The organism is Bradyrhizobium sp. HKCCYLR20261 (assembly GCF_051168435.1).
GTDB lineage: Bacteria > Pseudomonadota > Alphaproteobacteria > Rhizobiales > Xanthobacteraceae > Bradyrhizobium.
Window position 1 is genome coordinate 168,308 of record NZ_JBNPUZ010000004.1, and the last position, 20,884, is coordinate 189,191.

Annotated in this window: 19 protein-coding genes; 9 read left to right on the plus strand and 10 right to left on the minus strand. The window is 65.8% G+C overall.

The window, feature by feature from the left end; translation table 11 throughout:
• Nucleotides 1–122: 122 nt before the first annotated feature.
• The 4 genes from mnmG to ACQR1L_RS10860 all read left to right on the plus strand — a co-directional run bounded on the left by mnmG (nucleotide 123) and on the right by ACQR1L_RS10860 (nucleotide 4,616).
• Nucleotides 123–1,997, plus strand: a complete 1,875-nt coding sequence (gene mnmG / locus ACQR1L_RS10845; RefSeq protein ID WP_434857951.1) for a tRNA uridine-5-carboxymethylaminomethyl(34) synthesis enzyme MnmG — start codon at nucleotides 123–125, stop codon at nucleotides 1,995–1,997.
• Nucleotides 1,998–2,007: 10 nt separating this feature from the next.
• The gene (rsmG, locus tag ACQR1L_RS10850; RefSeq protein WP_434857952.1) at nucleotides 2,008–2,676 is read left to right on the plus strand and encodes a 16S rRNA (guanine(527)-N(7))-methyltransferase RsmG; all 669 of its coding nucleotides are present in this window, start codon (nucleotides 2,008–2,010) and stop codon (nucleotides 2,674–2,676) included.
• Between the two features lie 30 nt (nucleotides 2,677–2,706).
• A complete protein-coding gene (locus tag ACQR1L_RS10855; protein WP_006612682.1) occupies nucleotides 2,707–3,558 on the plus strand; it encodes a ParA family protein in 852 nt (283 codons plus the stop codon).
• A 161-nt stretch (nucleotides 3,559–3,719) separates the two neighbouring features.
• Nucleotides 3,720–4,616, plus strand: a complete 897-nt coding sequence (locus ACQR1L_RS10860; protein WP_434857953.1) for a ParB/RepB/Spo0J family partition protein — start codon at nucleotides 3,720–3,722, stop codon at nucleotides 4,614–4,616.
• Nucleotides 4,617–5,072: 456 nt separating this feature from the next.
• Here the strand turns inward: ACQR1L_RS10860 and holA are convergent, their stop codons facing one another.
• The 3 genes from holA to leuS are packed head-to-tail and all read right to left on the minus strand — an operon-like array spanning nucleotide 5,073 to nucleotide 9,282.
• Nucleotides 5,073–6,101, minus strand: coding sequence for a DNA polymerase III subunit delta (gene holA, locus ACQR1L_RS10865; RefSeq protein WP_434857954.1), 1,029 nt, complete (start codon nucleotides 6,099–6,101; stop codon nucleotides 5,073–5,075).
• A gap of 18 nt (nucleotides 6,102–6,119) precedes the next feature.
• The gene (gene lptE / locus ACQR1L_RS10870; protein WP_434857955.1) at nucleotides 6,120–6,671 is read right to left on the minus strand and encodes an LPS assembly lipoprotein LptE; all 552 of its coding nucleotides are present in this window, start codon (nucleotides 6,669–6,671) and stop codon (nucleotides 6,120–6,122) included.
• Nucleotides 6,658–9,282: a leucine--tRNA ligase gene (leuS, locus tag ACQR1L_RS10875; protein WP_434857956.1), complete on the minus strand. Its 2,625-nt coding sequence runs from the start codon at nucleotides 9,280–9,282 to the stop codon at nucleotides 6,658–6,660. Before leuS ends, lptE begins: the two co-directional genes overlap by 14 nt.
• Before the next feature lie 324 nt (nucleotides 9,283–9,606).
• Between leuS and ACQR1L_RS10880 the strand changes: the two genes are divergently transcribed.
• Entirely contained in the window at nucleotides 9,607–10,593 is a 987-nt protein-coding gene (locus ACQR1L_RS10880) for a GGDEF domain-containing protein (protein WP_434858291.1), read from the plus strand.
• Nucleotides 10,594–10,625: 32 nt separating this feature from the next.
• Here ACQR1L_RS10880 and ACQR1L_RS10885 read toward each other — a convergent pair whose 3' ends face one another.
• A complete protein-coding gene (locus ACQR1L_RS10885) occupies nucleotides 10,626–12,323 on the minus strand; it encodes a sensor domain-containing diguanylate cyclase (RefSeq protein ID WP_434857957.1) in 1,698 nt (565 codons plus the stop codon).
• A 116-nt stretch (nucleotides 12,324–12,439) separates the two neighbouring features.
• Here ACQR1L_RS10885 and ACQR1L_RS10890 point away from each other — a divergent pair, with 116 nt between their 5' ends.
• Entirely contained in the window at nucleotides 12,440–13,126 is a 687-nt protein-coding gene (locus ACQR1L_RS10890) for a YggS family pyridoxal phosphate-dependent enzyme (RefSeq protein ID WP_434857958.1), read from the plus strand.
• Nucleotides 13,127–13,149: 23 nt separating this feature from the next.
• On the opposite strand, the gene ACQR1L_RS10895 is transcribed toward ACQR1L_RS10890, so the two are convergent.
• Nucleotides 13,150–13,935, minus strand: coding sequence for a 2-keto-4-pentenoate hydratase (locus ACQR1L_RS10895; protein ID WP_434857959.1), 786 nt, complete (start codon nucleotides 13,933–13,935; stop codon nucleotides 13,150–13,152).
• Between the two features lie 28 nt (nucleotides 13,936–13,963).
• Nucleotides 13,964–14,485 (minus strand): L,D-transpeptidase family protein, encoded by a 522-nt coding sequence (locus tag ACQR1L_RS10900; protein ID WP_434857960.1) that lies wholly within the window; start codon nucleotides 14,483–14,485, stop codon nucleotides 13,964–13,966.
• A gap of 274 nt (nucleotides 14,486–14,759) precedes the next feature.
• Here ACQR1L_RS10900 and ACQR1L_RS10905 point away from each other — a divergent pair, with 274 nt between their 5' ends.
• The gene (locus ACQR1L_RS10905) at nucleotides 14,760–15,446 is read left to right on the plus strand and encodes a response regulator transcription factor (protein WP_006612692.1); all 687 of its coding nucleotides are present in this window, start codon (nucleotides 14,760–14,762) and stop codon (nucleotides 15,444–15,446) included.
• A 66-nt stretch (nucleotides 15,447–15,512) separates the two neighbouring features.
• Entirely contained in the window at nucleotides 15,513–15,956 is a 444-nt protein-coding gene (locus ACQR1L_RS10910; RefSeq protein WP_434857961.1) for a cyclic nucleotide-binding domain-containing protein, read from the plus strand.
• A 159-nt stretch (nucleotides 15,957–16,115) separates the two neighbouring features.
• Here ACQR1L_RS10910 and ACQR1L_RS10915 read toward each other — a convergent pair whose 3' ends face one another.
• The 4 genes from ACQR1L_RS10915 to rsmI all read right to left on the minus strand — a co-directional run bounded on the left by ACQR1L_RS10915 (nucleotide 16,116) and on the right by rsmI (nucleotide 19,385).
• A complete protein-coding gene (locus ACQR1L_RS10915) occupies nucleotides 16,116–16,931 on the minus strand; it encodes an exodeoxyribonuclease III (protein WP_434857962.1) in 816 nt (271 codons plus the stop codon).
• 110 nt (nucleotides 16,932–17,041) lie between these two features.
• A complete protein-coding gene (gshB, locus tag ACQR1L_RS10920; protein WP_434857963.1) occupies nucleotides 17,042–17,983 on the minus strand; it encodes a glutathione synthase in 942 nt (313 codons plus the stop codon).
• Nucleotides 17,984–18,031: 48 nt separating this feature from the next.
• A complete protein-coding gene (locus ACQR1L_RS10925) occupies nucleotides 18,032–18,451 on the minus strand; it encodes a YraN family protein (protein ID WP_434857964.1) in 420 nt (139 codons plus the stop codon).
• Entirely contained in the window at nucleotides 18,438–19,385 is a 948-nt protein-coding gene (rsmI, locus tag ACQR1L_RS10930; RefSeq protein ID WP_434857965.1) for a 16S rRNA (cytidine(1402)-2'-O)-methyltransferase, read from the minus strand. Before rsmI ends, ACQR1L_RS10925 begins: the two co-directional genes overlap by 14 nt.
• A gap of 296 nt (nucleotides 19,386–19,681) precedes the next feature.
• Here rsmI and ACQR1L_RS10935 point away from each other — a divergent pair, with 296 nt between their 5' ends.
• Nucleotides 19,682–20,881, plus strand: a complete 1,200-nt coding sequence (locus ACQR1L_RS10935; RefSeq protein WP_434857966.1) for a penicillin-binding protein activator — start codon at nucleotides 19,682–19,684, stop codon at nucleotides 20,879–20,881.
• Nucleotides 20,882–20,884: the final 3 nt, after the last annotated feature.

Here is a 20,884-nt window from a genome sequence, read left to right on the forward strand (position 1 = left end):
TTCACGTGAAACAGTAAGTCAGCCGGAACGCTTGTTTCACGTGAAACGGCTCCGGCTGCTCCACCGCCGTGTTTCACGTGAAACGTCTTTCAGGTGACGTGGGCAAACGCTACATAAGGACGATGATCCAACACCTGACATCCTTCGACGTCATCGTCATCGGCGGTGGCCACGCCGGCTGTGAAGCCGCCGCCGCCTCGGCGCGGATGGGCGCACGCACTGCTCTGGTCACCCACCAGTTCGCAACCATCGGCGCGATGTCCTGCAATCCGGCGATCGGCGGATTGGGCAAGGGGCATCTCGTCCGTGAAGTCGATGCCCTGGACGGTCTCATGGGCCGCGTCGCCGACGCCGGTGGTATCCAGTTTCGTGTCCTAAACCGCCGGAAGGGTCCGGCTGTCCGCGGTCCTCGTGCTCAGGCCGACCGAAAGCTCTACGCCACGGCGATGCAGACGGCGATCCGCGACACTACAAACCTCGTCGTGATCGAGGGCGAAGCGGACGAACTCGTCACCGCGAATGGCCGCATCGCCGGCCTGAAGCTGGCAGACGGGCGGACCTTCACGTGCGGTGCGGTGGTGATTACCACAGGCACCTTCCTGCGCGGTCTGATCCATTTGGGCCAGAAGACCTGGCCGGCGGGCCGGGTCGACGAAGCGCCGGCGCTCGGGCTGTCGCGGTCTCTCGAAGACATCGGCTTCAAGCTCGGACGCCTCAAGACCGGTACGCCGCCGCGTCTCGACGGGACGACGATCGATTGGTCCGCAGTCGAGATGCAGCCGGGCGACGATCCGCCTGAGCCGTTCTCAGTCCTGACCGACCGGATCACCACGCCCCAGATCCAATGCGGCATCACCCGCACGACGACCGCGACCCACGACGTGATCCGCGCCAATGTCCATCGCTCGCCGATGTACTCCGGGCAGATCAAGTCGACCGGCCCGCGTTACTGCCCGTCAGTTGAGGACAAGATCGTCCGGTTCGGAGACCGCGACGGTCATCAGATCTTTCTGGAACCGGAAGGCCTCGACGACACGACCGTCTATCCCAACGGCATCTCGACCTCGCTGCCGGAGGAGGTTCAGCTCGCGCTGCTGCCGACCATTCCGGGCCTCGAACGAGTCCGGATGATCCGGCCGGGCTATGCGATCGAGTACGACCACGTTGATCCCCGCGAGCTCGAGCCGACGCTGCAGACTAAGCGGATGCGAGGGTTGTTTCTGGCAGGCCAGATCAACGGTACGACGGGATATGAAGAGGCAGCCGCGCAGGGGCTGGTGGCCGGGCTGAATGCCGCGCTGGCGGCGGGAGGCGGGGAGCCGATCGTGTTCGACCGGGCAGACGGTTATCTCGGCGTGATGATCGATGATCTCGTGACCCGCGGGATTACAGAACCGTACCGGATGTTCACCTCCCGCGCCGAGTATCGGCTGACCTTGCGTGCGGACAATGCCGACCGGCGGCTGACTGACAAGGGTATCGCCCTGGGCTGTGTCGGGACCGATCGCGCACGTTTCCATCGTGCCAAGATGGATGCGCTTGAAGCGGCGCGTGAGTTGGCCCGCTCGCTGTCGATCACGCCGAATGAAGCAGCCAAGCATGGGCTGACGCTGAACCGGGACGGCCAGCGCCGTTCGGCGTTCGAGCTGATGGCCTATCCGGAGATCAGCTTCGCCGAAGTGCGGGCGATCTGGCCGGAGCTGGGTACGATCGACGCGACCATCGCCACGCATCTCGAGATCGATGCCAAGTACGATGTCTACGTGCGCCGCCAGAGCGATGACGTCGACGCCTTCCGGCGCGATGAGGGTCTCGTGCTCGGCGACATCGACTACGCCGTCATCCCCGGTCTGTCGAACGAGGCGAGGGCGAAGCTGACCGCGACGAAGCCGTGGACGATCGGGCAGGCGGGCCGGATCGACGGCATGACGCCTGCGGCGCTCGGTATCCTCGCAGCCTACCTCCGCCGTGAGGCGCGACGTCACAAGGCGGGCTGAGGCGTTTCACGTGAAACGGACATCGATGACGGTCGCTCCAAACATCGTCGAGGCCGACAAGGCAGCGGCGCTCGCGCTCACTCCCGTTTCACGTGAAACAGAGCAGCGCCTGGACCGCTATGTCGCGCTGCTGTTGGAGTGGCAGGCCAAGACCAACCTGGTCGCGCCGTCGACGCTGGCGCATCTCTGGACGCGACACATTTCGGATTCACTGCAGCTCCTCGATCTCGCGCCCGACGCCAAGATCTGGGTCGATCTCGGCAGCGGAGGCGGCTTCCCCGGCGTCGTTCTCGCTTGCGCTCTGGCTGAGCGGCCGGGCGCGCAGGTGCATCTGGTCGAGCGCATCGCCAAGAAGGCGGCGTTCTTGCGCGAAGCAATTCGCGTCACCGGCGCACCTGGGATCGTGCATTTGTCAGAGATCGGGGATATCGTGGAGAAGTGGAGCGGGCGAGTCGATTGCGTGACCGCACGCGCGCTGGCTCCGCTACACCAACTCATCGGCTTTGCGGAGCCCCTGGTGAAAAAAGGCGCGAAAGCGCTGTTTCTCAAGGGTCAAGATGTAGATGCGGAATTGACCGAATCTACCAAGTATTGGAAAATTGAGCCGAAACTTCATTCCAGCCGGACGGGCGGGCAGGGCTGGATCGTCGCAATCGATTGCATCGAGCGACAAGGCTGAACTCCCGCACAACAACCATGGCGATCGCGCATGTCCGTAATTGATCAGATTTATCAAGAAGATAGAGCCCCTCACCCGGACGGGCATCCGCGCATCCTGGCGCTCGCCAACCAGAAGGGCGGGGTCGGCAAGACCACGACCGCGATCAACCTCGGCACCGCGCTGGCTGCGATCGGCGAGCGCGTGCTGATCGTCGATCTCGATCCGCAGGGCAACGCCTCGACCGGCCTCGGCATCGATCGCGGCAGCCGCAACTGCTCGACCTATGACGTCCTGATCGGCGAGGCCTCGCTGCGCGACGCCGTGGTCGCGACCGCCGTGCCGCGGCTGCACATTGCCTCCTCGACGATGGACTTGTCCGGCCTTGAGCTCGAGCTCGGCAACAGCGCCAACCGCGCCTTCCGTCTGCGCGACGCGATCGCCGGCCTCAACAACAACGTCTCGCCGGAGAACGACTACACCTATGTGCTGGTCGATTGCCCGCCGTCGCTGAACTTGCTCACGGTCAACGCGATGGCCGCGTCGGACGCAATCCTGGTGCCGCTGCAGTGCGAGTTCTTCGCGCTCGAAGGTCTGTCGCAGCTGCTGCAGACCGTGGAGCAGGTGCGTTCGACCTTGAACCCGAACCTGTCGATCCACGGCATCGTGCTGACCATGTTCGACTCGCGCAACAACCTGTCCAACCAGGTCGTCGCCGACGTGCGCCAGTTCATGGGGTCCAAGGTCTACAACACGATGATCCCGCGCAACGTGCGCATCTCGGAAGCGCCGTCCTACGGCAAGCCGGTGCTGGTCTATGACCTCAAGTGCGTCGGCAGCGAAGCCTATCTGAAGCTCGCGACCGAGGTCATCCAGCGCGAGCGCGATCTGCGCGCCAACTGATCAGTTGCCATGTCTCCGGCTGACCTCGCGTCAGCCGGTCTTCATTCAAGGATCACGGCGACTTCCGGCGGCGGAATTCGCGATCCCTTTATATTGCGCCGAAGCTGCGGATCGGCAGCAGGCCGCGAGCGGAGCTTGATGTGAATCCAAAGGAGAAGGCGATGGCGGACGAGTCGCGATCGCGGTTGGGCCGGGGTCTTGCAAGTCTGATCGGTGACGTCGGCCGCGAGGCGGGCGCGCCGCCGGAGCGTCCGCGCAATCAGCGCAAGGTGCCGATCGAGTTTCTCAAGCCGAACCCGCGCAACCCGCGCAAGACGTTCTCCGACGGTGAGCTCGCCGAACTCTCGGCTTCGATCAAGCAGCACGGCGTGATCCAGCCGATCGTGGTGCGGCCGATCAAGGGCCAGCAGGACCGCTACGAGATCATCGCCGGCGAGCGGCGCTGGCGAGCCTCGCAGGCGGCCGGCCTGCACGAGGTTCCGATCGTCCCGGTCGATGTCAGCGACAGCGATGCGCTGGAACTCGCGATCATCGAGAACGTGCAGCGCGAGGACTTGAACCCGATGGAGGAGGCGCAGGGCTATCACGCGCTCGCCAACGAGTTCAAACGCAACCAGGAAGAGATCGCCAAGATCGTCGGCAAGAGCCGCAGCCACGTCGCCAACATGATGCGGCTGACCAAGCTGCCGGCCGAGGTGCAGGGCTTCATCGCGACCGGCGAGATCTCCGCCGGCCATGCGCGCGCGCTGATCAACCTGCCCGATCCGCTGAGCGCGGCGAAGAAGATCATCGCGGAAGGGCTGAACGTCCGGCAGACCGAGGCGCTGGCCCATGAGGAGGGCGTGCCGGAACGCAAGCCGCAGAAGCCGCGCAGCAGCGGCGGTGGTGAAGCGCCGGAGAAGAAGGACGCCGACACGCTGGCCCTGGAGAAGCGCGTCGGCGACGCGCTCGGCCTCACCCTCTCGATCAGCCACCGCGATCCCGGCGGCACTGTGCAGATCACCTACCGCAGCCTCGAGCAGCTTGACGAGGTGATGCGCAGGTTGGAGCAGGGTTAGGTGTGAGGTCAGTGGCGCTGCGCGCGCTGCCGTAGCCGCGCCTAGCACCTGCGTCATCCCCTGTTAGTTTGTTGCTCCACTCTCACCTCTCGTCATGGCCGGGCTTGACCCGGCCATCCATTTTTGAGGCGACCTCGACGAAGAGGATGGATGCCCGGGTCAAGCCCGGGTATGACGAGCAAATAGCGGGGAAAAGCTACTCAACTAACGACACGTGTGCGAACGTCTGTCCTGGTCGCGACTGTTCAAGGTGAGCCTCGCTCTCTCCTTCGTCATTCCGGGGCGTGCGTAGCACGAGCCCGGAATCCATTTTTCGGCGGATGCTGCGGCCCGATGGATTCCGGGCTCGCCCTTCGGGCGCCCCGGAATGACCGCGGAGATAATAGTGCGATCTCTGGTGTCCACTCGGACTGCGATTGTCTGCGCCGCTTGAGCGCGTCAGCGTCCCGAACCTCATCACCCCTTGCGCCGCGCCGCCACCGCGATCGACAGCAGCGTCCGCTGCGCGATCGCCGCCGCCAATCCCGGCTGCTTGCGCATGTCCAACGCTGCCGTCGCGAGCTGGTCGATGATCGGCAGCAGACGGGCAGGGGAGAAGTTGCGCAGCGCGGTTTCCGCACTCGGCTTGCGCGAGAAGTGCAGCCGCGGGAAGCCGCCTTCCAGAATGCTGGAGATCGATGCGCCCGAGGCGACGGCCAGGGCTGATTTGTGCAGCCATGCAGCATGCCGCTGCGCCGCCGAGATGATCACCCCGGGATAGGTGCCGGCGATCATCGCCTTACCGAACTCGGTCTCGACCACATCGGGCTTGCCACCGAAGGCGCCGTCGACGATCGGGTCGAGCTTCATCTCCGAGGCGTCGGCGACCACGGCCATGACATGGTCGAGCGTCACCTCGCCTTCGCCATGCGCGAACAAGGTCAGCTTGCGCACTTCGTTGCGGGACGCCTGGCGGTCGCCGCCGAGCAGCGCCATCAGATAGGCGCGCGCGTCCTGCGAGATGCGCAAGCTCGCGATGCGCAGCTCGTCGTCGATCAGCTTGGCGAGATCGCGCTCGGTGTCCGGATAGCAGCCGATCGCCACCGCACTCGCGGCCTTTTCGCAAATCTTGCGCAAGGGCGAATCCGGCCGTATGTCGCCGGCCTCGATGACGATACGGCAGTCGCGCACGCTCATCTGCGTGAGCGTCTCGACCCCGCTGGCAAAGGTCCGAGAGCCGGCCCGCACCCGAATGGCGCGGCGGCCGCCGAACAGCGGCACGGTCATGGCCTCGTCGACCAGCCGCGACGGCTCGGCGGCGAGCTCGTCGCCGTCGAGCCGGACCACGGAAAACGGATCGTCGGGATTGTCGACGGCGGAGGCGATCAGCGCCTCGGCCCGCTCGCGGACCAAGCCGGCATCCGGGCCATACAGCAGGATCAGCGGACGGGCCGCGTCCGGTCTGGCGAGGAAGGCGTCGATGTCTCGTCCGCGCAGCGCGACCACGGCGGTGTCAGCCGTGCGTCAGGTGCCCGCGGTGAAGAAGGCCGCGAGCCGGGTCTTGATGTTCTCGGCAATCTGCTCGGCCGCCCGGTCCTCGGCGTCGTTGAACGCGCGCTGGCGGGCGAAGCGCTGGTAAGAGCCGGGGATGTCGTAGGACGTCCGGGCGAAGGTCGTTCCGGTCATCACCGACTTGTTGGTGGCGAGATCGACCAGATTGTACTGCGCGTCGATGCCGACATTTTCCGTGGTTGGCAGGCCGGTCGTCTGCGACACGATCAGCGACGACCGGCTGGTCTGGAACTTCAGCACCAGCTTGTGCGTCGGCGCCGTCCCCGTGGCAGTGCCATAGAGCTTGAAGGCAAGCGCGTTGCGGATGCCCACGCCGATGCGCGCCTCGGGCGAGGCGTTCGGCTTGTCGACCGGCGGCAGCTCGATGCCCATCAGCTTGTCGCGCAAGGCAGGGGTGCCGTCGGCATGCTCGGCATACATCGGCTGGAAGCAGCCAGCCGTCAGCCCAGCCAACGCGGCCACGGCGAGAAGGCGTGCAGCGATCCGAAACCTAGCCGACGACATTCACGATCCTCTTGGGAACAATGATCACCTTGCGGACGGGCTTGCCATCCAGCGCGAGTTTTACTGCATCAAGGGCCAAAACGGCAGACTCAATTTCCGGATTCTGCGCGTTGCTGGCGACTGTGACTTCTCCGCGCTTCTTGCCGTTGACCTGCACGACCAGGGTCATGCTGTCCTCAACCAGCAAATCTCGTTCGATTTGCGGCCAGGAGGCCTCCGAGATCAGCCCTTTCTGGCCCAGCACCTGCCAGCATTCCTCGGCCAGATGCGGCATCATCGGCGAGAACAGCTGCACCAGGATGCCCGCCGCCTCGCGAATCGCGAACGCCAGGTCCGGCGCCGGCTTGGCCGCCTTCGCCAGCACGTCGGCCAGCGCATTGGCGAATTCGCGGATATGCGCCAGGCAGACATTGAAGTGCAGCCGCTCGATGCCGCCGGTCACCTTGTCCAGCGCACCATGCGCGGCCTTGCGCAGCGCCAGCGCGTCGGGGCCAAAGGTCGCCGGACGGGAGGAGGGGGCCTCCGCCGCCGCCGCAACCGATTCGTTGACCAGCCGCCACAGGCGCTGGACGAAACGCGCCGCACCCTGAACGCGCTCGTCGCTCCAGATCACGTCGCGATCCGGCGGCGAGTCCGACAGCATGAACCAGCGGGCGACGTCGGCGCCGTAGCTCTCGATGATGTCGTCGGGGTCGACGGTGTTCTTCTTCGACTTCGACATCTTCTCGATCGGGCCGATCGTGATGTCTTCGCCGGTCGCAGTCAGCACCGCGCGGCGGCCATTGCCGCCGATCTCGATCTTGACGTCGGCCGGGTTGACGAAGGTACCGTCGGCCTTCTGGTAGGTCTCGTGCACCACCATGCCCTGGGTGAACATGCCGGCGAACGGCTCGTCCATCGCGACATGGCCGGTCGCCTTCATCGCGCGGGTGAAGAAGCGGCTGTACAGCAGATGCAGGATCGCGTGCTCGACGCCGCCGATATACTGGTCGACCGGCATCATCCGGTTGGCGACCTCAGGCGTCGTCGGCGCGCTCTCGTTCCACGGATCGGTGAAGCGCGCGAAGTACCAGGACGAATCCACGAAGGTGTCCATGGTGTCGGTTTCGCGCGTGGCCTTGCCGCCGCATGTCGGACAGGTGACGTGCTTCCAGGTCGGATGATGATCCAGCGCGTTGCCCGGCTTGTCGAAGGTGACGTCATCCGGCAGCACCACGGGCAGGTCCTTGGCCGGCACAGGCACGACATCGCATTTGGCACAGTGGATCACCGGGATCGGACAGCCCCAATAGCGCTGCCGCGAGATGCCCCAGTCGCGCAGGCGGAAATTGACCTGGCGCTCGCCGACGGCGGCGCCGCCGCGCTGCTCGGTCTCCAGCCGCTTCGCGACCTCGTCCTTGGCCTGCGCGATCGTCATGCCGTCGAGGAAGCGCGAATTGATCAGGCGGCCGTCACCGTCGAAAGCGGTGTCGGTAATGACGAAGCTCGCGGGGTCCTGTCCTTCCGGGCAGACCACCGGCGTGTTGCCGAGGCCGTATTTGTTGACGAAGTCGAGGTCGCGCTGGTCATGCGCCGGACAGCCGAAGATGGCGCCGGTGCCGTATTCCATCAGCACGAAGTTCGCGACATAGACCGGCAGGGTCCAGCTCGGGTCGAACGGATGCACGGCGCGGATGCCGGTATCGAAGCCCTGCTTCTCCGCGGTGTCGATCGCCTCCTGCGCGGTGCCGATGCGCTTGATCTCGGCGATGAACGCGGCGAGCTCGGGGTTCTTGGCGGCGGCCGCTTGCGCCAGCGGATGGTCCGCCGAGATCGCCATGAACTTGGCGCCGAACAGTGTGTCCGGCCGCGTCGTGAAGATCTTCAGCTCGGTCTCGCCGGCGGGCGTGGTCGCCGCATCCAGCGCGAAGCGGATCAGCAGACCCTCGGAGCGGCCGATCCAGTTCCGCTGCATCAGCCGCACCTTGTCCGGCCAGCGGTCCAGCCCGTCGAGCGCGTCCAGCAGCTCCTGCGAGTACTTGGTGATCTTGAACACCCACTGGTTCATCTCACGCTGTTCGACCACCGCACCGGAACGCCAGCCGCGGCCGTCGATCACCTGCTCGTTGGCGAGCACGGTCATGTCGACCGGATCCCAGTTCACCTTGCGCTTCTCGCGCTCGACCAGCCCCGCCTGCATGAAGTCGAGGAACATCTTCTGCTGGTGCTTGTAGTAGGACGGATCGCAGGTCGCGAACTCGCGGGCCCAGTCGAGCGACAGGCCGATCGAGCGCAGCTGCTTCTTCATCGCTGCGATGTTGTCATAGGTCCACGCCTTCGGCGCGACCTTGCGCTCGATCGCGGCGTTCTCCGCCGGCAGGCCGAACGCGTCCCAGCCCATCGGATGCAGCACGTTGAAGCCCTTGGCGCGCATGAAGCGCGCCAGCACGTCGCCCAGCGTATAATTACGGACATGGCCGATATGGATGCGTCCCGACGGGTAGGGAAACATCTCGAGTACGTAGTATTTCGGACGCGGATCTTCGTTCTTGGTGGCGAAAATCGCCTTCTCGTCCCACTGGCGCTGCCAGCGCGGCTCGGCTTCACGGGCGTTGTAGCGTTCGGTTGTCATGAAAATCGCTTGTAATTTTCGAGGATTCGCGTCGTTTTCGACGGCGGACTAGGCCACAAAAGCAGCACGCGGGTCAATGGGGCGGCAGATGATGATACCATTCCGTGCAGCTGCTAACTGGCGCTAATCGCAAGTTATTTTGCAGGCTCCGGCCGCACTGTCGGAGGTGGGATTGAGGCACGGTTAAGACTTGAATGGGAGACTGAGTGCATATTCAAGTCCTCAGCCCGCATCCTTGGATCACTCCGCATCGTGTCCGGCGCTACGTTCGACGAGCTCGACTTCGAGTATGCGACGACAGTCGCAGAGAAGGCCATGCGTTCCATGGCCCAGCAGCGCGTACCCCCCACGCCGAACAACTTCCATCTGTGGTTCAAGTACTCGCTGGGGTCGGCGTCGGACCTGAAGCGAGCTGTCGACATTCTCGTCAGCAACAAGCGCAAGTTCGACAAGACGACCAATCAGGCGCTGTTCGATACCTATATCGGTCAGCAGGGAACGGAAGCTGCCGTCGTCCACAAAGTCTCGCAGCAGTTGCATGGCGTCATGGACTCCGCCAAGCAGTATCTGACCGCCGCCATCGCCGACAACCGCACGCACATGGCGGCGATCGACGGCGTCGCCGAGCAGAACGAGCAGGGCGTCGATCCGAAGATCCTGATCGAGAGTCTGGTCAGCGAGCTGGCGCAGGCCACCGCGCGCGCGGCGAAGCTGGAAGCGAACTTCGCCGAAAAGTCGCGTGAGCTCGACACCATCAGGGACTCGCTCAACAAATCGGAGCAGCGCGCGCGCACCGACACCCTCACGGGTCTGCCGAACCGCCGCGCGCTCGAAGAGTTCTTCCGCCATGCGCAGATCGAGGCGATGGAGCGCGACGAGCCGCTCGCCATTCTCCTGATCGATGTCGATCACTTCAAGCGGTTCAACGACAGTTACGGTCACGGCGTCGGCGACCAGGTGCTGCGGCTCGTGGCCAAGGCGTTGCGCGAGCGCGTCCGCGACAATGATTTGCCGGCGCGCTACGGCGGCGAGGAACTGATCGCGGTGCTGCCGCAGACCGATCTCGAGGGTTGCACGGCCATCGCCGAACGCATCCGCCGCACGATCGCCGATTGCCAGTTCACACGGCGCTCGACCGGCGAAGTGCTGCCGCAGATCACGGTGTCGATCGGCGTCGGTCAATTCCAGTTCGGCGAGTCGATGGCTGATCTGATCGATCGCTGCGATCGTGCGCTGTATCTCGCCAAGAAGCTCGGCCGCAATCGCGTCGTCACCGAGCTCGAGCTCGACCGCAAACTGGCCGTCGGCTGATCAGCTCGAGCTGATCGGTTCAAGGCTGCGGCTCAGCCGGTGCGCGCCACGTCCCTGCTCGCATTTGCGACGTCGCCAAAGCCGTGTCCGACGACCGTGTTGCGTCCGCGATGCTTGGCGGCATACAGCGCGGCATCAGCCGCCTCGATCAGATCCGCAGGAGTCAGCGAATCATTGGGCAGTGTGCACGCCACGCCCACGCTGACCGTGACACAACGATGCGCCGACGTTGCGTGCGGCAGTTCGAGCTCCAGCACGGCGGCGCGCACCCGCTCGCCGATTTCGAGCGCCTGCCTCGCGTTCATTCCCGGCAGCAGCAGGCAGAATTCCTCGCCGCCATAGCGGCCGGCAAAGGCCATGGTCGAGCCCGCGATCTCCGCCAGCGTCTCGCCCAGCCGTGACAGGCAGGCGTCGCCTTCGGGATGACCGTAGGTATCGTTGTAGAGCTTGAAATGATCGACATCGATCATCAGCAACGACAGCTCTCTGCCGGTCTGCTGCGCCCGCGCCCATTCGATATCGATGCGGTTCTGGAAGCCGCGCCGGTTGGCGAGCCCTGACAGCATGTCGATCGACGCCATCACCGTCAGCCGGTCGTTGGCGGCGACCAGCTCACGCTCGCGCTGGCCCAGCTTCGCCGCCATCGCATTGAACGATCTTGCCAGCGGCACGAATTCCGAAGGGAGATTCTTGGTGGCGACGCGCGCCGACCAGTGACCCAGGCCGAAGCGCTTGGCCGTCGCGGCGAGCATGTTGACCGGCTTGACGATCAGCTTTTCGGCGGCGATCAGCGCGCCGAGCAGCACGATCAGGCACACCAGGCCGGCCTGCACATAGGCATTGTGGATCTCGCGGTCGATCGCCGCGGTGACGCGGGTCTCGTCGATGCTGACGATCAGGCGCGAGCCGGTGTCGGCGATGCGGGTGAAGGTGATGGCCCGCTTCGATCCATCCGCTGCCGTGAAGCTCAACGTCTCGGTCGGCTTGCTGGAGCTCAGGGCGGTCTCCGTCACCGCCGACAGCAGCGGCACGCTGTCGAGCGGCCGGCCGATCAGTTCCGCATACCCGGCCGGCGCTGCCAGCACGGTTCCCTCGCTGTCGATCAGCACGGCGGTGATGCCGGGGCGGTTGCCAAGATTGCTCATGATCTTGGACATCCATTCCAGGTTCACGCTCGCGAGCATGACGGCGTCGGGCTCGCCGGTGAACGCGGCGACCGGATAGGCGGCCATCACGATCGGCACATGCGTCGGCTTCGACAGCAAATAGTCGGAGAAGACGAAGTCGCGCGCTTCCTGGGCGCCGCGGAAATAGGGCCGGTCGCTGAAATCCAGCCCCACATACTGATTGTTGGTCGAGCACTGGATGCGGCCGTCGCGGCCGGCGATCATCAGCGTGCGGATCCAGGGCAAGGTCGCCGGCAGGCTGGCGCGCATCATGTCGCAGCTGCGGCTGATGCCGGCCGCGGACGCGCGGACATAGGCGGTCGACTTCAGCACGGTCTCGACCGACATGATGACTTCGCGCTGCATGTCGGCGCTTTGCCGGGCGAGCGCAAAGAACTCCTCGGACGCGAGCGCGATCTGGCGGGTCCGGGCGCCTTCCAGGGAGCGGGCGCGTTCCAGCATCAGCGGCGCGACCAGGATCAGGGCGAGCAGCGCCAGCCGGGCGCGAATCCCCATCAGCCGGTTCAGCTTCACTCTATTGCGATTGAAGCGGATGCTTGGCATTTCTTCCCCCTACCCCCGGCTGTGCAGGGTAAGGAGAAGGGCTCAAGAACCCTTTCTCGAACTCCGTAAAATTGCAGCTAAACCCGTAAATCTACCGGACCCGCGGACCCCCGATCGTGACCGACGCCCCCAATGCCTTGCCTTCGTCATCACAGACCGCGCTCGCCGCCGTCGAGCAGCAGATCCAGCGCGCCTGCAGCGACGCCCAGCGCGCGCGTGACTCGGTGACCCTGATCGCGGTGTCGAAGACGTTCGCGGCCGAGGCGATCGAGCCGGTGATCACGGCCGGGCAGCGGGTGTTCGGCGAGAACCGGGTTCAGGAGGCCAAGGGCAAGTGGCCGGCGCTGATGACTGCGCATCCCGGCCTGTCGCTGCACCTGATCGGGCCGTTGCAGTCCAACAAGGCAAAGGAGGCGGTGGCGCTGTTCGACGCCATTCACTCCGTCGATCGGCCGAGTCTCTGCACGGCGCTGGCCAAGGAAATCGCGGCTCAGGGCCGGCATCCCCAGCTCTTCGTCCAGATCAACACCGGCGAGGAGCCGCAGAAGGCCGGCATCGCGCCCGGCGACGCCGACGCCTTCCTCGCGGCCTGTCGCAAGGATTACGGGCTGGAGATTTCCGGCCTGATGTGCATTCCGCCGGTCGACCAGGCGCCGGGACCGCATTTCGCGCTGACCGCCAAGATTGCCGCCCGCAACGGACTGTCGAATCTTTCGATGGGCATGAGCGCCGATTTCGCCACCGCGATCCAGTTCGGCGCCACCCATGTGCGCGTCGGCTCGGCGATCTTCGGGCACCGCTGACGGTGCATCAATGTCAGGCTCCGTTATTCGAACCTGACGGACACCCGCCCGAGGTCGCCGAAATCCGCTTCCATCACGTCCCCCGACCCGATCGGCAGCGGCGGATGGCAGGTGCCGGTGGTGACCACCTGCCCTGCCCGCGCGGTGATGCCGAGCTGGCGCAGCTCGTTGACCAGCCAGGCCAGGGCGATCCGGGGATCGCCGAGCACGTTGCGGCCATGCCCGGTGAAGGTGTCGCTGCGCAACGTGATGCGCGGCCGCTCGTCGACCAGGTCGCGGCCGCGCCAGTCGGCGGATGTCGGTGCTCCCAGCACGAACAAATGGGCGCAGGCGTTGTCGGCGATCAGCTGCGCCTCCCCGGCGCTGACGAAATCGGCGAATCGCGAATCCGGGATCTCGATCGCGGGGTGCAGCGTGTCGACGGCCGCGAGCACCTCGGCGACATCATAAGGTGTCGGTCGTGGCGGCAGGTCCCGTCCCAGGCGAAACGCGAATTCCGGCTCCGCGACCCGCATCTCGTTGCCTGCCATGGACGCGGTGCCGCCGACCGGCAGCACGGTCTCGGCCAGGATGCGGCCGGCCATCGGACCGGCGACATTGATATGGCGCTGTCCCGCTTCGCTGGTCGCCGCGATCTTCCAGCCGAACAGCGGCTGGCGCGATTGGCGCTCGATCTCGGCCTGGATGGCGTAGCCCTCGGCACGGTCGTGGGGACGAAGATCCGGCGGCAATGCCGCCAGCTTGCGGCCTGATGTCCAGTGGTCGTTCAGAATGCCGGAAGCGCCGGCAAGCCTGTCCGCTGCGCGCATGATGTCCTCCCCGTCGCTGTCTCTTCTTTTATTGAATGACGATCCTGGTGCGCGGACCGATCCTTTGCAACAGCCGCAGCATCGCCGGCCGGGTCATCGCCACGCAGCCGGCCGTCGGCCCGAAATTCGGCCGTGCGAGGTGCAGGAACACCGCGCTGCCCCGCCCCGCAATCCGCGGACGGGTGTTGTGGTCGATCTCGATGATGAAATCGTACAAATGGTCCTGCCGCGCGAGGCGGTCTCCGGGCTGGTCTCCGCACAGCTTCACCGGCTGGTTATAGTGCCGGTCGGCGGGGTCCTCGCACCAGGCGTCCTCGGGTCCGATCAGCCGGACCGGCAGAAAGGTCCGCGGGCGGGCATGCCGGTCCGCCCGCCACCAGAGACGGCGGGGGTAGAATGTGCCGCGCGGGGTGCCGCCATCGCCCTCGCGCTTGTTGGCGAGGACGCCGCCGCGGCCGAGCGCTACCGGAATGACATGGCCCCAGATTGTCAGCCAGCCGCGCTGGCGGGAGCCCGCGCCAGTCCGAATCGACACATGGGCTGCTGGCATGCCACGCGGCGAATCTGCTAATGTCATGAAACAACGTGCCTTTTCATTGCCATGCATTGCCCGTGAATTGCCTTATTGTCGGCAAATGGTCCGCTCCGCGAGTCGAACAGGACATTCATCTCATTCCCTGCCCAATTCTGGAGTACAGTGCTGGGCGCTTGTGAATCGATAACAGCCCCCTACTTCAAGACGGAACAGGGCTGATGAGCCTGTTTGCCCACCGTTGAAGGCGCCACCCACCTGATCCCGCCGGCGCCACCTAGAGGATTGTACAATGGCCAATGCCCGCAAGATCCTGATCGTGGATGACGACACCGATCTGCGCGACACCCTGATGGAGCAGCTCTCGCTGCATGATGAATTCGAGGCTCAGGCTGTCGATACCGGCGCCAAGGGTGCCAGCGCCGCAAAGGCCAATTCTCCCGATCTGGTGCTGATGGATGTCGGCCTGCCCGACACCGACGGCCGCGAGGTGGTGCGCAGCTTGCGAAAAGGCGGCTTCAAGGCCCCGATCATCATGCTGACCGGCCATGACACCGATTCGGATACGATCCTCGGGCTCGAGTCCGGCGCCAATGACTACGTCGCCAAGCCGTTCCGCTTCGCCGTGCTGCTCGCCCGCATCCGCGCCCAGCTTCGCCAGCACGAGGCCAGCGAGGACGCGGTGTTCTCGGTCGGCCCCTACAGCTTCCGCCCGGGCTCGAAGATGCTGACCGGCGCCAACGCCCGGAAGGTCCGCCTGACGGAAAAGGAGACCGCGATCCTGCGCTTCCTCTACCGCGCCGGCCAGCAGCCGGTGTCGCGCGAGACCCTGCTGCAGGAGGTCTGGGGCTACAATTCCGGCGTCACCACCCACACGCTGGAAACGCATATTTACCGTCTGCGGCAGAAGATCGAGAAAGATGCCGCGAATCCCGAGATTCTCGTCACCGAGGCCGGTGGATACAAGTTGGTACCGTGATAGGTTCGGGGATGGCGGTTTCGCCATTTATGTTATTGGTTCCATTCCGCCTTCCCCGGGCCCTCGATGTCGATCGAAGACGATATTGCGCTATTGGAGCGCGTCCCAACCTTGCGCCTTTTGGGAAGCGACTCACTGCGCATGATCGCGATCGGCTCCGAGCAGCGTAACGTCCAAAGCGGCGAAACGCTGTTCCGCGAGGGCGACACCGCCGATTGCGGCTATGTCGTCCAGCGCGGCGCGCTGCGCATCAACGACGAAGCCGGTGCCGAGATCGTCGCCACGCCGACCATGCTGATCGGCGAACTGGCGCTGCTGGTCGAGATGCGGCGCCCGGCCACCGCGACCGCCTTGGAATATTCGACCGTGGTGCGCATCTCGCGCAGCCTGTTCCAACGCGTGCTCGAAAGCGATGCGATGGCGGCCCGGCGGCTCCGCGACGAGTTCGCCCACCGCGCCAGCCGGATCGCCAACGACATCATGATGGCCGGCGCGAAGCTGATGTCGTGAGCGCACGGCCGAGAGAGCGGCTGCACATCTGATCCCCCGTCATTCCGGGGCAAGGCCGCAGGCAATCGCCAAAGCGCCGTCGCTTTGCGACTGCGCCTTGTCGATTGCCCCGGAATGACGGCGAAGGCGCCACGAGTCAGCTCACACCGAAGCGGCTAACTACACGTCCATCGTCACCGTCACCGGCACATGGTCCGATGGCCGCTCCCAGCTCCGCGCATCGCGCAGGATCTTGAAGTCGCTGACGCGGTCCTTCAGCGCCCGCGATACCCAGATGTGGTCGAGCCGTCGGCCGCGGTCGCCGATGGTCCAGTCGGCGGCGCGGTAGCTCCACCACGTGTAGACCTTCTCCGACATCGGGATGCGCTCGCGCGCGACATCGACCCATTCGCCATGGGTCTGCGCGGCCAGCAGCTTCTCGGTCTCGATCGGTGTGTGCGACACCACCTTCAGGAGTTGCTTGTGCGACCACACGTCGTGCTCATGCGGCGCGACGTTGAGATCGCCGACCAGGATGTGGCGGTCGTCGCCGCGCGGATGCAGCGGCTCGCACGCCTTCATCTCGTCGAGGAATTGCAGCTTGTGCTCGAATTTCGGATTGAGCGCGGGATCGGGAATGTCGCCGCCAGCCGGCACGTAGAAATTATGCAGCACCAGCGGCTGCGCGAGCTGCGCCTTCTCGCCGAACGCCACGCTGATGTGACGCGAATCCACCTTGTCGCAGAAGGTCCGGACGTTCGTCGTCTCGAACGGCCATTTCGAGATCACGGCGACGCCGTGATAGCCCTTCTGCCCGTTCAGCGCGACGTGCTCATAGCCGAGCCGCTTGAAGCGCTTCAGCGGGAAAGCATCGTCGATGCACTTTGTCTCCTGCAGGCACAGCACATCGGGCCGGACCTGCTTGATGAGCTTGGCGACGAGATCGATGCGCAGGCGCACCGAATTGATGTTCCAGGTGGTCAGGACGAGACGCATGAGATCTGCGATAGCATGGATTGCACTGCCGTCAGCGCCCGAGCCTGGGCCGTGGCGCGGCCGATTGACTGCACCACGAGGGCTTTTCCCCAACTAACTGGATTGCGTGTTCAACGCCGCTTGGCCTCGATCACGTCCCACACGCGCGCCGCGATGTCGGGGCCGCCGAGCCGCGAGATCGCGCGGATGCCGGTCGGCGAGGTCACGTTGATCTCGGTGAGATTGCCGTCGATGACGTCGATGCCGACCAGCAGCAGGCCGCGGGCGCGCAGCTCCGGTCCAAGCGTGTCGCAGATCTCGCGCTCGCGCGGGCTGAGCTCGGTCGCCTGCGCGGCGCCGCCGCGCACCATGTTGGAGCGGAGGTCATCGGCGGCCGGCACGCGGTTGACGGCGCCGGCGAACTCGCCGTCGACCAGGATGATGCGCTTGTCGCCGTGCTTCACCTCGGGAAGGAAGCGCTGGATCACCCAAGGCTCCTTGAACGTCACCGAGAACATGTCGAACAGCGAGCCGAAATTCATGTCCTGCGGCATCACGCGGAAGACCGCCGCGCCGCCATGGCCATGCAGCGGCTTCATCACCACGGCGCCGTGCTGGTCGCGGAAGGCGTTGATCTCGTCGATATCCCGCGAGATCAAGGTCGGCGGCATCAGCTGCGGAAAATTCATCACGAACAGCTTTTCCGGCGCATTGCGCACGCTGGCGGGATCGTTGACCACCAGCGTCTTCGGATGGATGCGCTCGAGGAAATGCGTCGAGGTGATGTAGGCGAGATCGAACGGCGGATCCTGCCGCAGCAGCACGACGTCGAACGAGGTGAGCGCGGTCGGCTTCGGCTCGCCGAGCGTGAAGTGATCGCCGACCTCGTCGCGCACCGTCAGCGCCTGCACCGGCGCGTACAGCTCGTCGCCGCGCAGCGACAGCTTGTCCGGCGTGTAGTAGCACAGCCCGTGGCCGCGCCGCTGCGCTTCGAGCAGCATCGCGAACGTCGAGTCGCCGCGGATGTTGATGCGCGCGATCGGGTCCATCTGGACGGCGACATTCAGTTTCATGGGCAGGTCCCGGTCTCTGTCGTGTGAGTTCTGGTCGTATGGCTCATGTCAGGTGCTGGCGTCGAAGGCTGCGATCAGATGGCGCGGCAGGCTGCGCGGCGCAACCAGAATCGCGTCGAACCGCAGCTCCAATTCGGCATGGTCGGGATGCGCCGCCAGCCAGGCCTGCGCGGCAGCGATGATGCGCTGCTGCTGGCGCGGCGTCACCGCGTAGGCGGCATCGTCGAGCGAGGCGCGGGCCTTGACCTCGACGAAGGCAACCAGGCCGCGCTTGCGCGCGATGATGTCGATCTCGCCATGCGGCGTGCGGAAGCGTTTGGCGAGGATGCGATAGCCCTTGGCGATCAGCAGCGCCGCCGCGCGCGCCTCCGCCGACAGGCCGGTGCGGAAGGCGGCGACGCGCTCGGGGGCGGCCGTCTTGGCGGGCTTGTTGGCGGGCTTGCCGGCCGCAGGCTCAGTCTTCGCCATCGGCCGTGTCCTTGGCGAGCTCCAGCGCGCGTGCGTAGACTTCGCGCCGTGGGCGGCCCGAGAGTTCGACGGCATGCATCACTGCGTCCTTGACGCTTGACCGCTGCAGCAGGTCTCTCAGGACCGCATCCAGCGCATCCTGCGTCAACACCTCGGCATCGCGCGGCGGCGGGCCGATGACCAGAACGAACTCGCCGCGCGTCTCGAGCTCAGCGGCCCCGGCCGCGAGCTCGCCGACTGATCCGCGCAGAACTTCCTCGTGCAGCTTGGTCAGCTCGCGGCAGATCGCGGCGGGGCGTCCCTTCATCGCGTCGGCGAGATCAGCCAGCGTCTCCTGCACGCGACTGCCGGCCTCGAACACCACCAGCGTCGCCTCGATGCGCGCGAGCTCCGACAGCCGCGTCCGCCGCGCCTGCTGCTTGGCCGGCAGGAAGCCCTCGAAGAAGAAGCGGTCGGTCGGCAACGCGGCCACGGTCAGCGCGGCGAGCACGGCGGAGGGGCCGGGCAGTGCCGTGACCGAGTGGCCCGCGTCACAGGCCGCGCGCACCAGCTTGTAGCCGGGATCGGAGATCAGCGGGGTTCCGGCGTCGGACACCAGCGCGATCGCCGCGCCCTCGGCCAGCCGCTGCAGAATCTTCGGCCTGACGGCCTCGGCATTGTGCTCGTGATAGGCGGCGAGCTCCGCGGACAGGCCGTAGCGCTCGGCGAGACGCCGGGTGATTCGCGTGTCCTCGCAGAAGATCATGTCGGCGCCGGCGAGCGTGTCCAGCGCGCGCAGGGTGATATCGCCGAGATTGCCGATCGGGGTTGCCACGAGATGCAGCCCCGGACGTGCCCTGGACGCCGCAACGGCCTGCCCCGCCACCAGATAGGTCGGCGTGCTGGAAGATTTGCCGTCACCCGGCGGCGTGTTCGGGATTGCGTTGGCGCCCATCGCGGTAATTTAAAGGGCGCGTCGCGGGAATGCCATAAGGGAACGATCGGGCGGGCGGGTCGAAGTTCCCGGCCGCGTATGCCGTTCATCGCAGCTTCAAGTTCGAACCCGCACAAATCCGGTGTTGCGTGAGAGCAGGGGATAGCGCGTGCAAAACGCCGAATTGATCCGCCGTGTGGCGCTGACAGCCTTTTGTTTTGCTTAACTATTCGTCGACAATATGAGTGAATCAGCACGGCCTGGGGGGCGTGCGTTTGGGGAACTTCTGGCCGTAACAGGCCGAACGAAGAGATGCCATGGTGGGCCCGCGTGATCCCAACTCTCTCCGTCCGGGACCCCATGGGGTTGCCCGGCGAACGGCGCTGGGTCTGATCCTGGGCGCGCCGATCCTGTCGGCGTGCTCGAGCGTGCAGAACCCCTTTGAGCAGGCGACGGCGCCCGCCGGCCCGCCGCAACAGCCGGCGGTGGCCGGCAACGGCCAGGTCAAGGTCGGTCTGATCCTGCCGCTGTCGGCGTCCGGCAATGCCGGCGTCGCGGCGCAGTCGATGAAGAACGCCGCCGAGATGGCGCTCGCCGAGTTTCAGAACCCCAATATCCAGCTTCTGATCAAGGACGATGCCGGCAGCCAGCCGGGTGCGCAGCAGGGCGCCCAGCAGGCCTCCGACGAGGGCGCCGAAATCATCCTGGGTCCGCTGTTCGCCGGATCAGTCCCCGCGGTGGCCCAGGTGGCGCGAACCCGCAACATCTCGGTGATCGCCTTCTCGACCGATTCGAGCGTCGCCGGGCGGGGCGTCTATCTGCTCAGCTTCCTGCCGGAATCCGATGCGACGCGGATCGTCGACTACTCCGCCGGCGTGGGCAAGCGCTCCTTCGCGGCGCTGCTCCCCGACAATGCCTATGGCACCGTGGTCGAAGGCGCGTTCAAGACCGCCGTCAGCCGGCGCGGCGGACGCATCGTGGCGTTCGAGAAATACTCCGGCGACCGCGCCGGGCCGGCGCGCACCGTTGCGCAGGCGCTCGGCGGCGCCGATGCGTTGCTGCTCGCCGATGACGGCGAATCGGTTGCGGCCACCGCCGATGCGCTGACCGCGGCCGGCGCGAACCTGCGCAACATTCAGCTGCTCGGCACCGGGCTGTGGGACAATCCGCGCGTCTATGCCAGCGCCAGCCTGCAAGGCGGCCTCTATGCCGCGCCGGACCCGTCCGGATTCCGCGCCTTCGCCGGGCGCTACCGGACGCGCTTTGGCGGCGACCCCGTGCGCACGGCGACACTGGCCTATGATGCGGTGGCGCTGGTCGCCGCGCTGGCGCGCACCCAAGGCGCGCAGCGTTTCGCACCCGATGTCCTGACCAATGCCTCCGGCTTCGCCGGCATCGACGGGCTGTTTCGCTTCCGCAGCGACGGCACCAATGAGCGCGGACTCGCCGTGATGCGCGTCGCCTCGGGTGGTGGTCAGGCCATCGCCGGCGCACCCAAGAGCTTCAGCGCCACTTGAGAG

Excerpts from the sequence above, each read along its gene's own strand:
- mnmG (WP_434857951.1), top strand. The coding sequence starts at position 123 with ATGATCCAACACCTGACATCCTTCGACGTCATCGTCATCGGCGGTGGC.
- ACQR1L_RS10855 (WP_006612682.1), top strand. The coding sequence starts at position 2,707 with ATGTCCGTAATTGATCAGATTTATCAAGAAGATAGAGCCCCTCACCCG.
- ACQR1L_RS10860 (WP_434857953.1), top strand. The coding sequence starts at position 3,720 with ATGGCGGACGAGTCGCGATCGCGGTTGGGCCGGGGTCTTGCAAGTCTG.
- lptE (WP_434857955.1), bottom strand. The coding sequence starts at position 6,671 with ATGTCGTCGGCTAGGTTTCGGATCGCTGCACGCCTTCTCGCCGTGGCC.
- leuS (WP_434857956.1), bottom strand. The coding sequence starts at position 9,282 with ATGACAACCGAACGCTACAACGCCCGTGAAGCCGAGCCGCGCTGGCAG.
- ACQR1L_RS10880 (WP_434858291.1), top strand. The coding sequence starts at position 9,607 with ATGGCCCAGCAGCGCGTACCCCCCACGCCGAACAACTTCCATCTGTGG.
- ACQR1L_RS10885 (WP_434857957.1), bottom strand. The coding sequence starts at position 12,323 with ATGCCAAGCATCCGCTTCAATCGCAATAGAGTGAAGCTGAACCGGCTG.
- ACQR1L_RS10895 (WP_434857959.1), bottom strand. The coding sequence starts at position 13,935 with ATGCGCGCAGCGGACAGGCTTGCCGGCGCTTCCGGCATTCTGAACGAC.
- ACQR1L_RS10900 (WP_434857960.1), bottom strand. The coding sequence starts at position 14,485 with ATGCCAGCAGCCCATGTGTCGATTCGGACTGGCGCGGGCTCCCGCCAG.
- ACQR1L_RS10905 (WP_006612692.1), top strand. The coding sequence starts at position 14,760 with ATGGCCAATGCCCGCAAGATCCTGATCGTGGATGACGACACCGATCTG.
- ACQR1L_RS10910 (WP_434857961.1), top strand. The coding sequence starts at position 15,513 with ATGTCGATCGAAGACGATATTGCGCTATTGGAGCGCGTCCCAACCTTG.
- ACQR1L_RS10915 (WP_434857962.1), bottom strand. The coding sequence starts at position 16,931 with ATGCGTCTCGTCCTGACCACCTGGAACATCAATTCGGTGCGCCTGCGC.
- gshB (WP_434857963.1), bottom strand. The coding sequence starts at position 17,983 with ATGAAACTGAATGTCGCCGTCCAGATGGACCCGATCGCGCGCATCAAC.
- ACQR1L_RS10925 (WP_434857964.1), bottom strand. The coding sequence starts at position 18,451 with ATGGCGAAGACTGAGCCTGCGGCCGGCAAGCCCGCCAACAAGCCCGCC.
- rsmI (WP_434857965.1), bottom strand. The coding sequence starts at position 19,385 with ATGGGCGCCAACGCAATCCCGAACACGCCGCCGGGTGACGGCAAATCT.
- ACQR1L_RS10935 (WP_434857966.1), top strand. The coding sequence starts at position 19,682 with ATGGTGGGCCCGCGTGATCCCAACTCTCTCCGTCCGGGACCCCATGGG.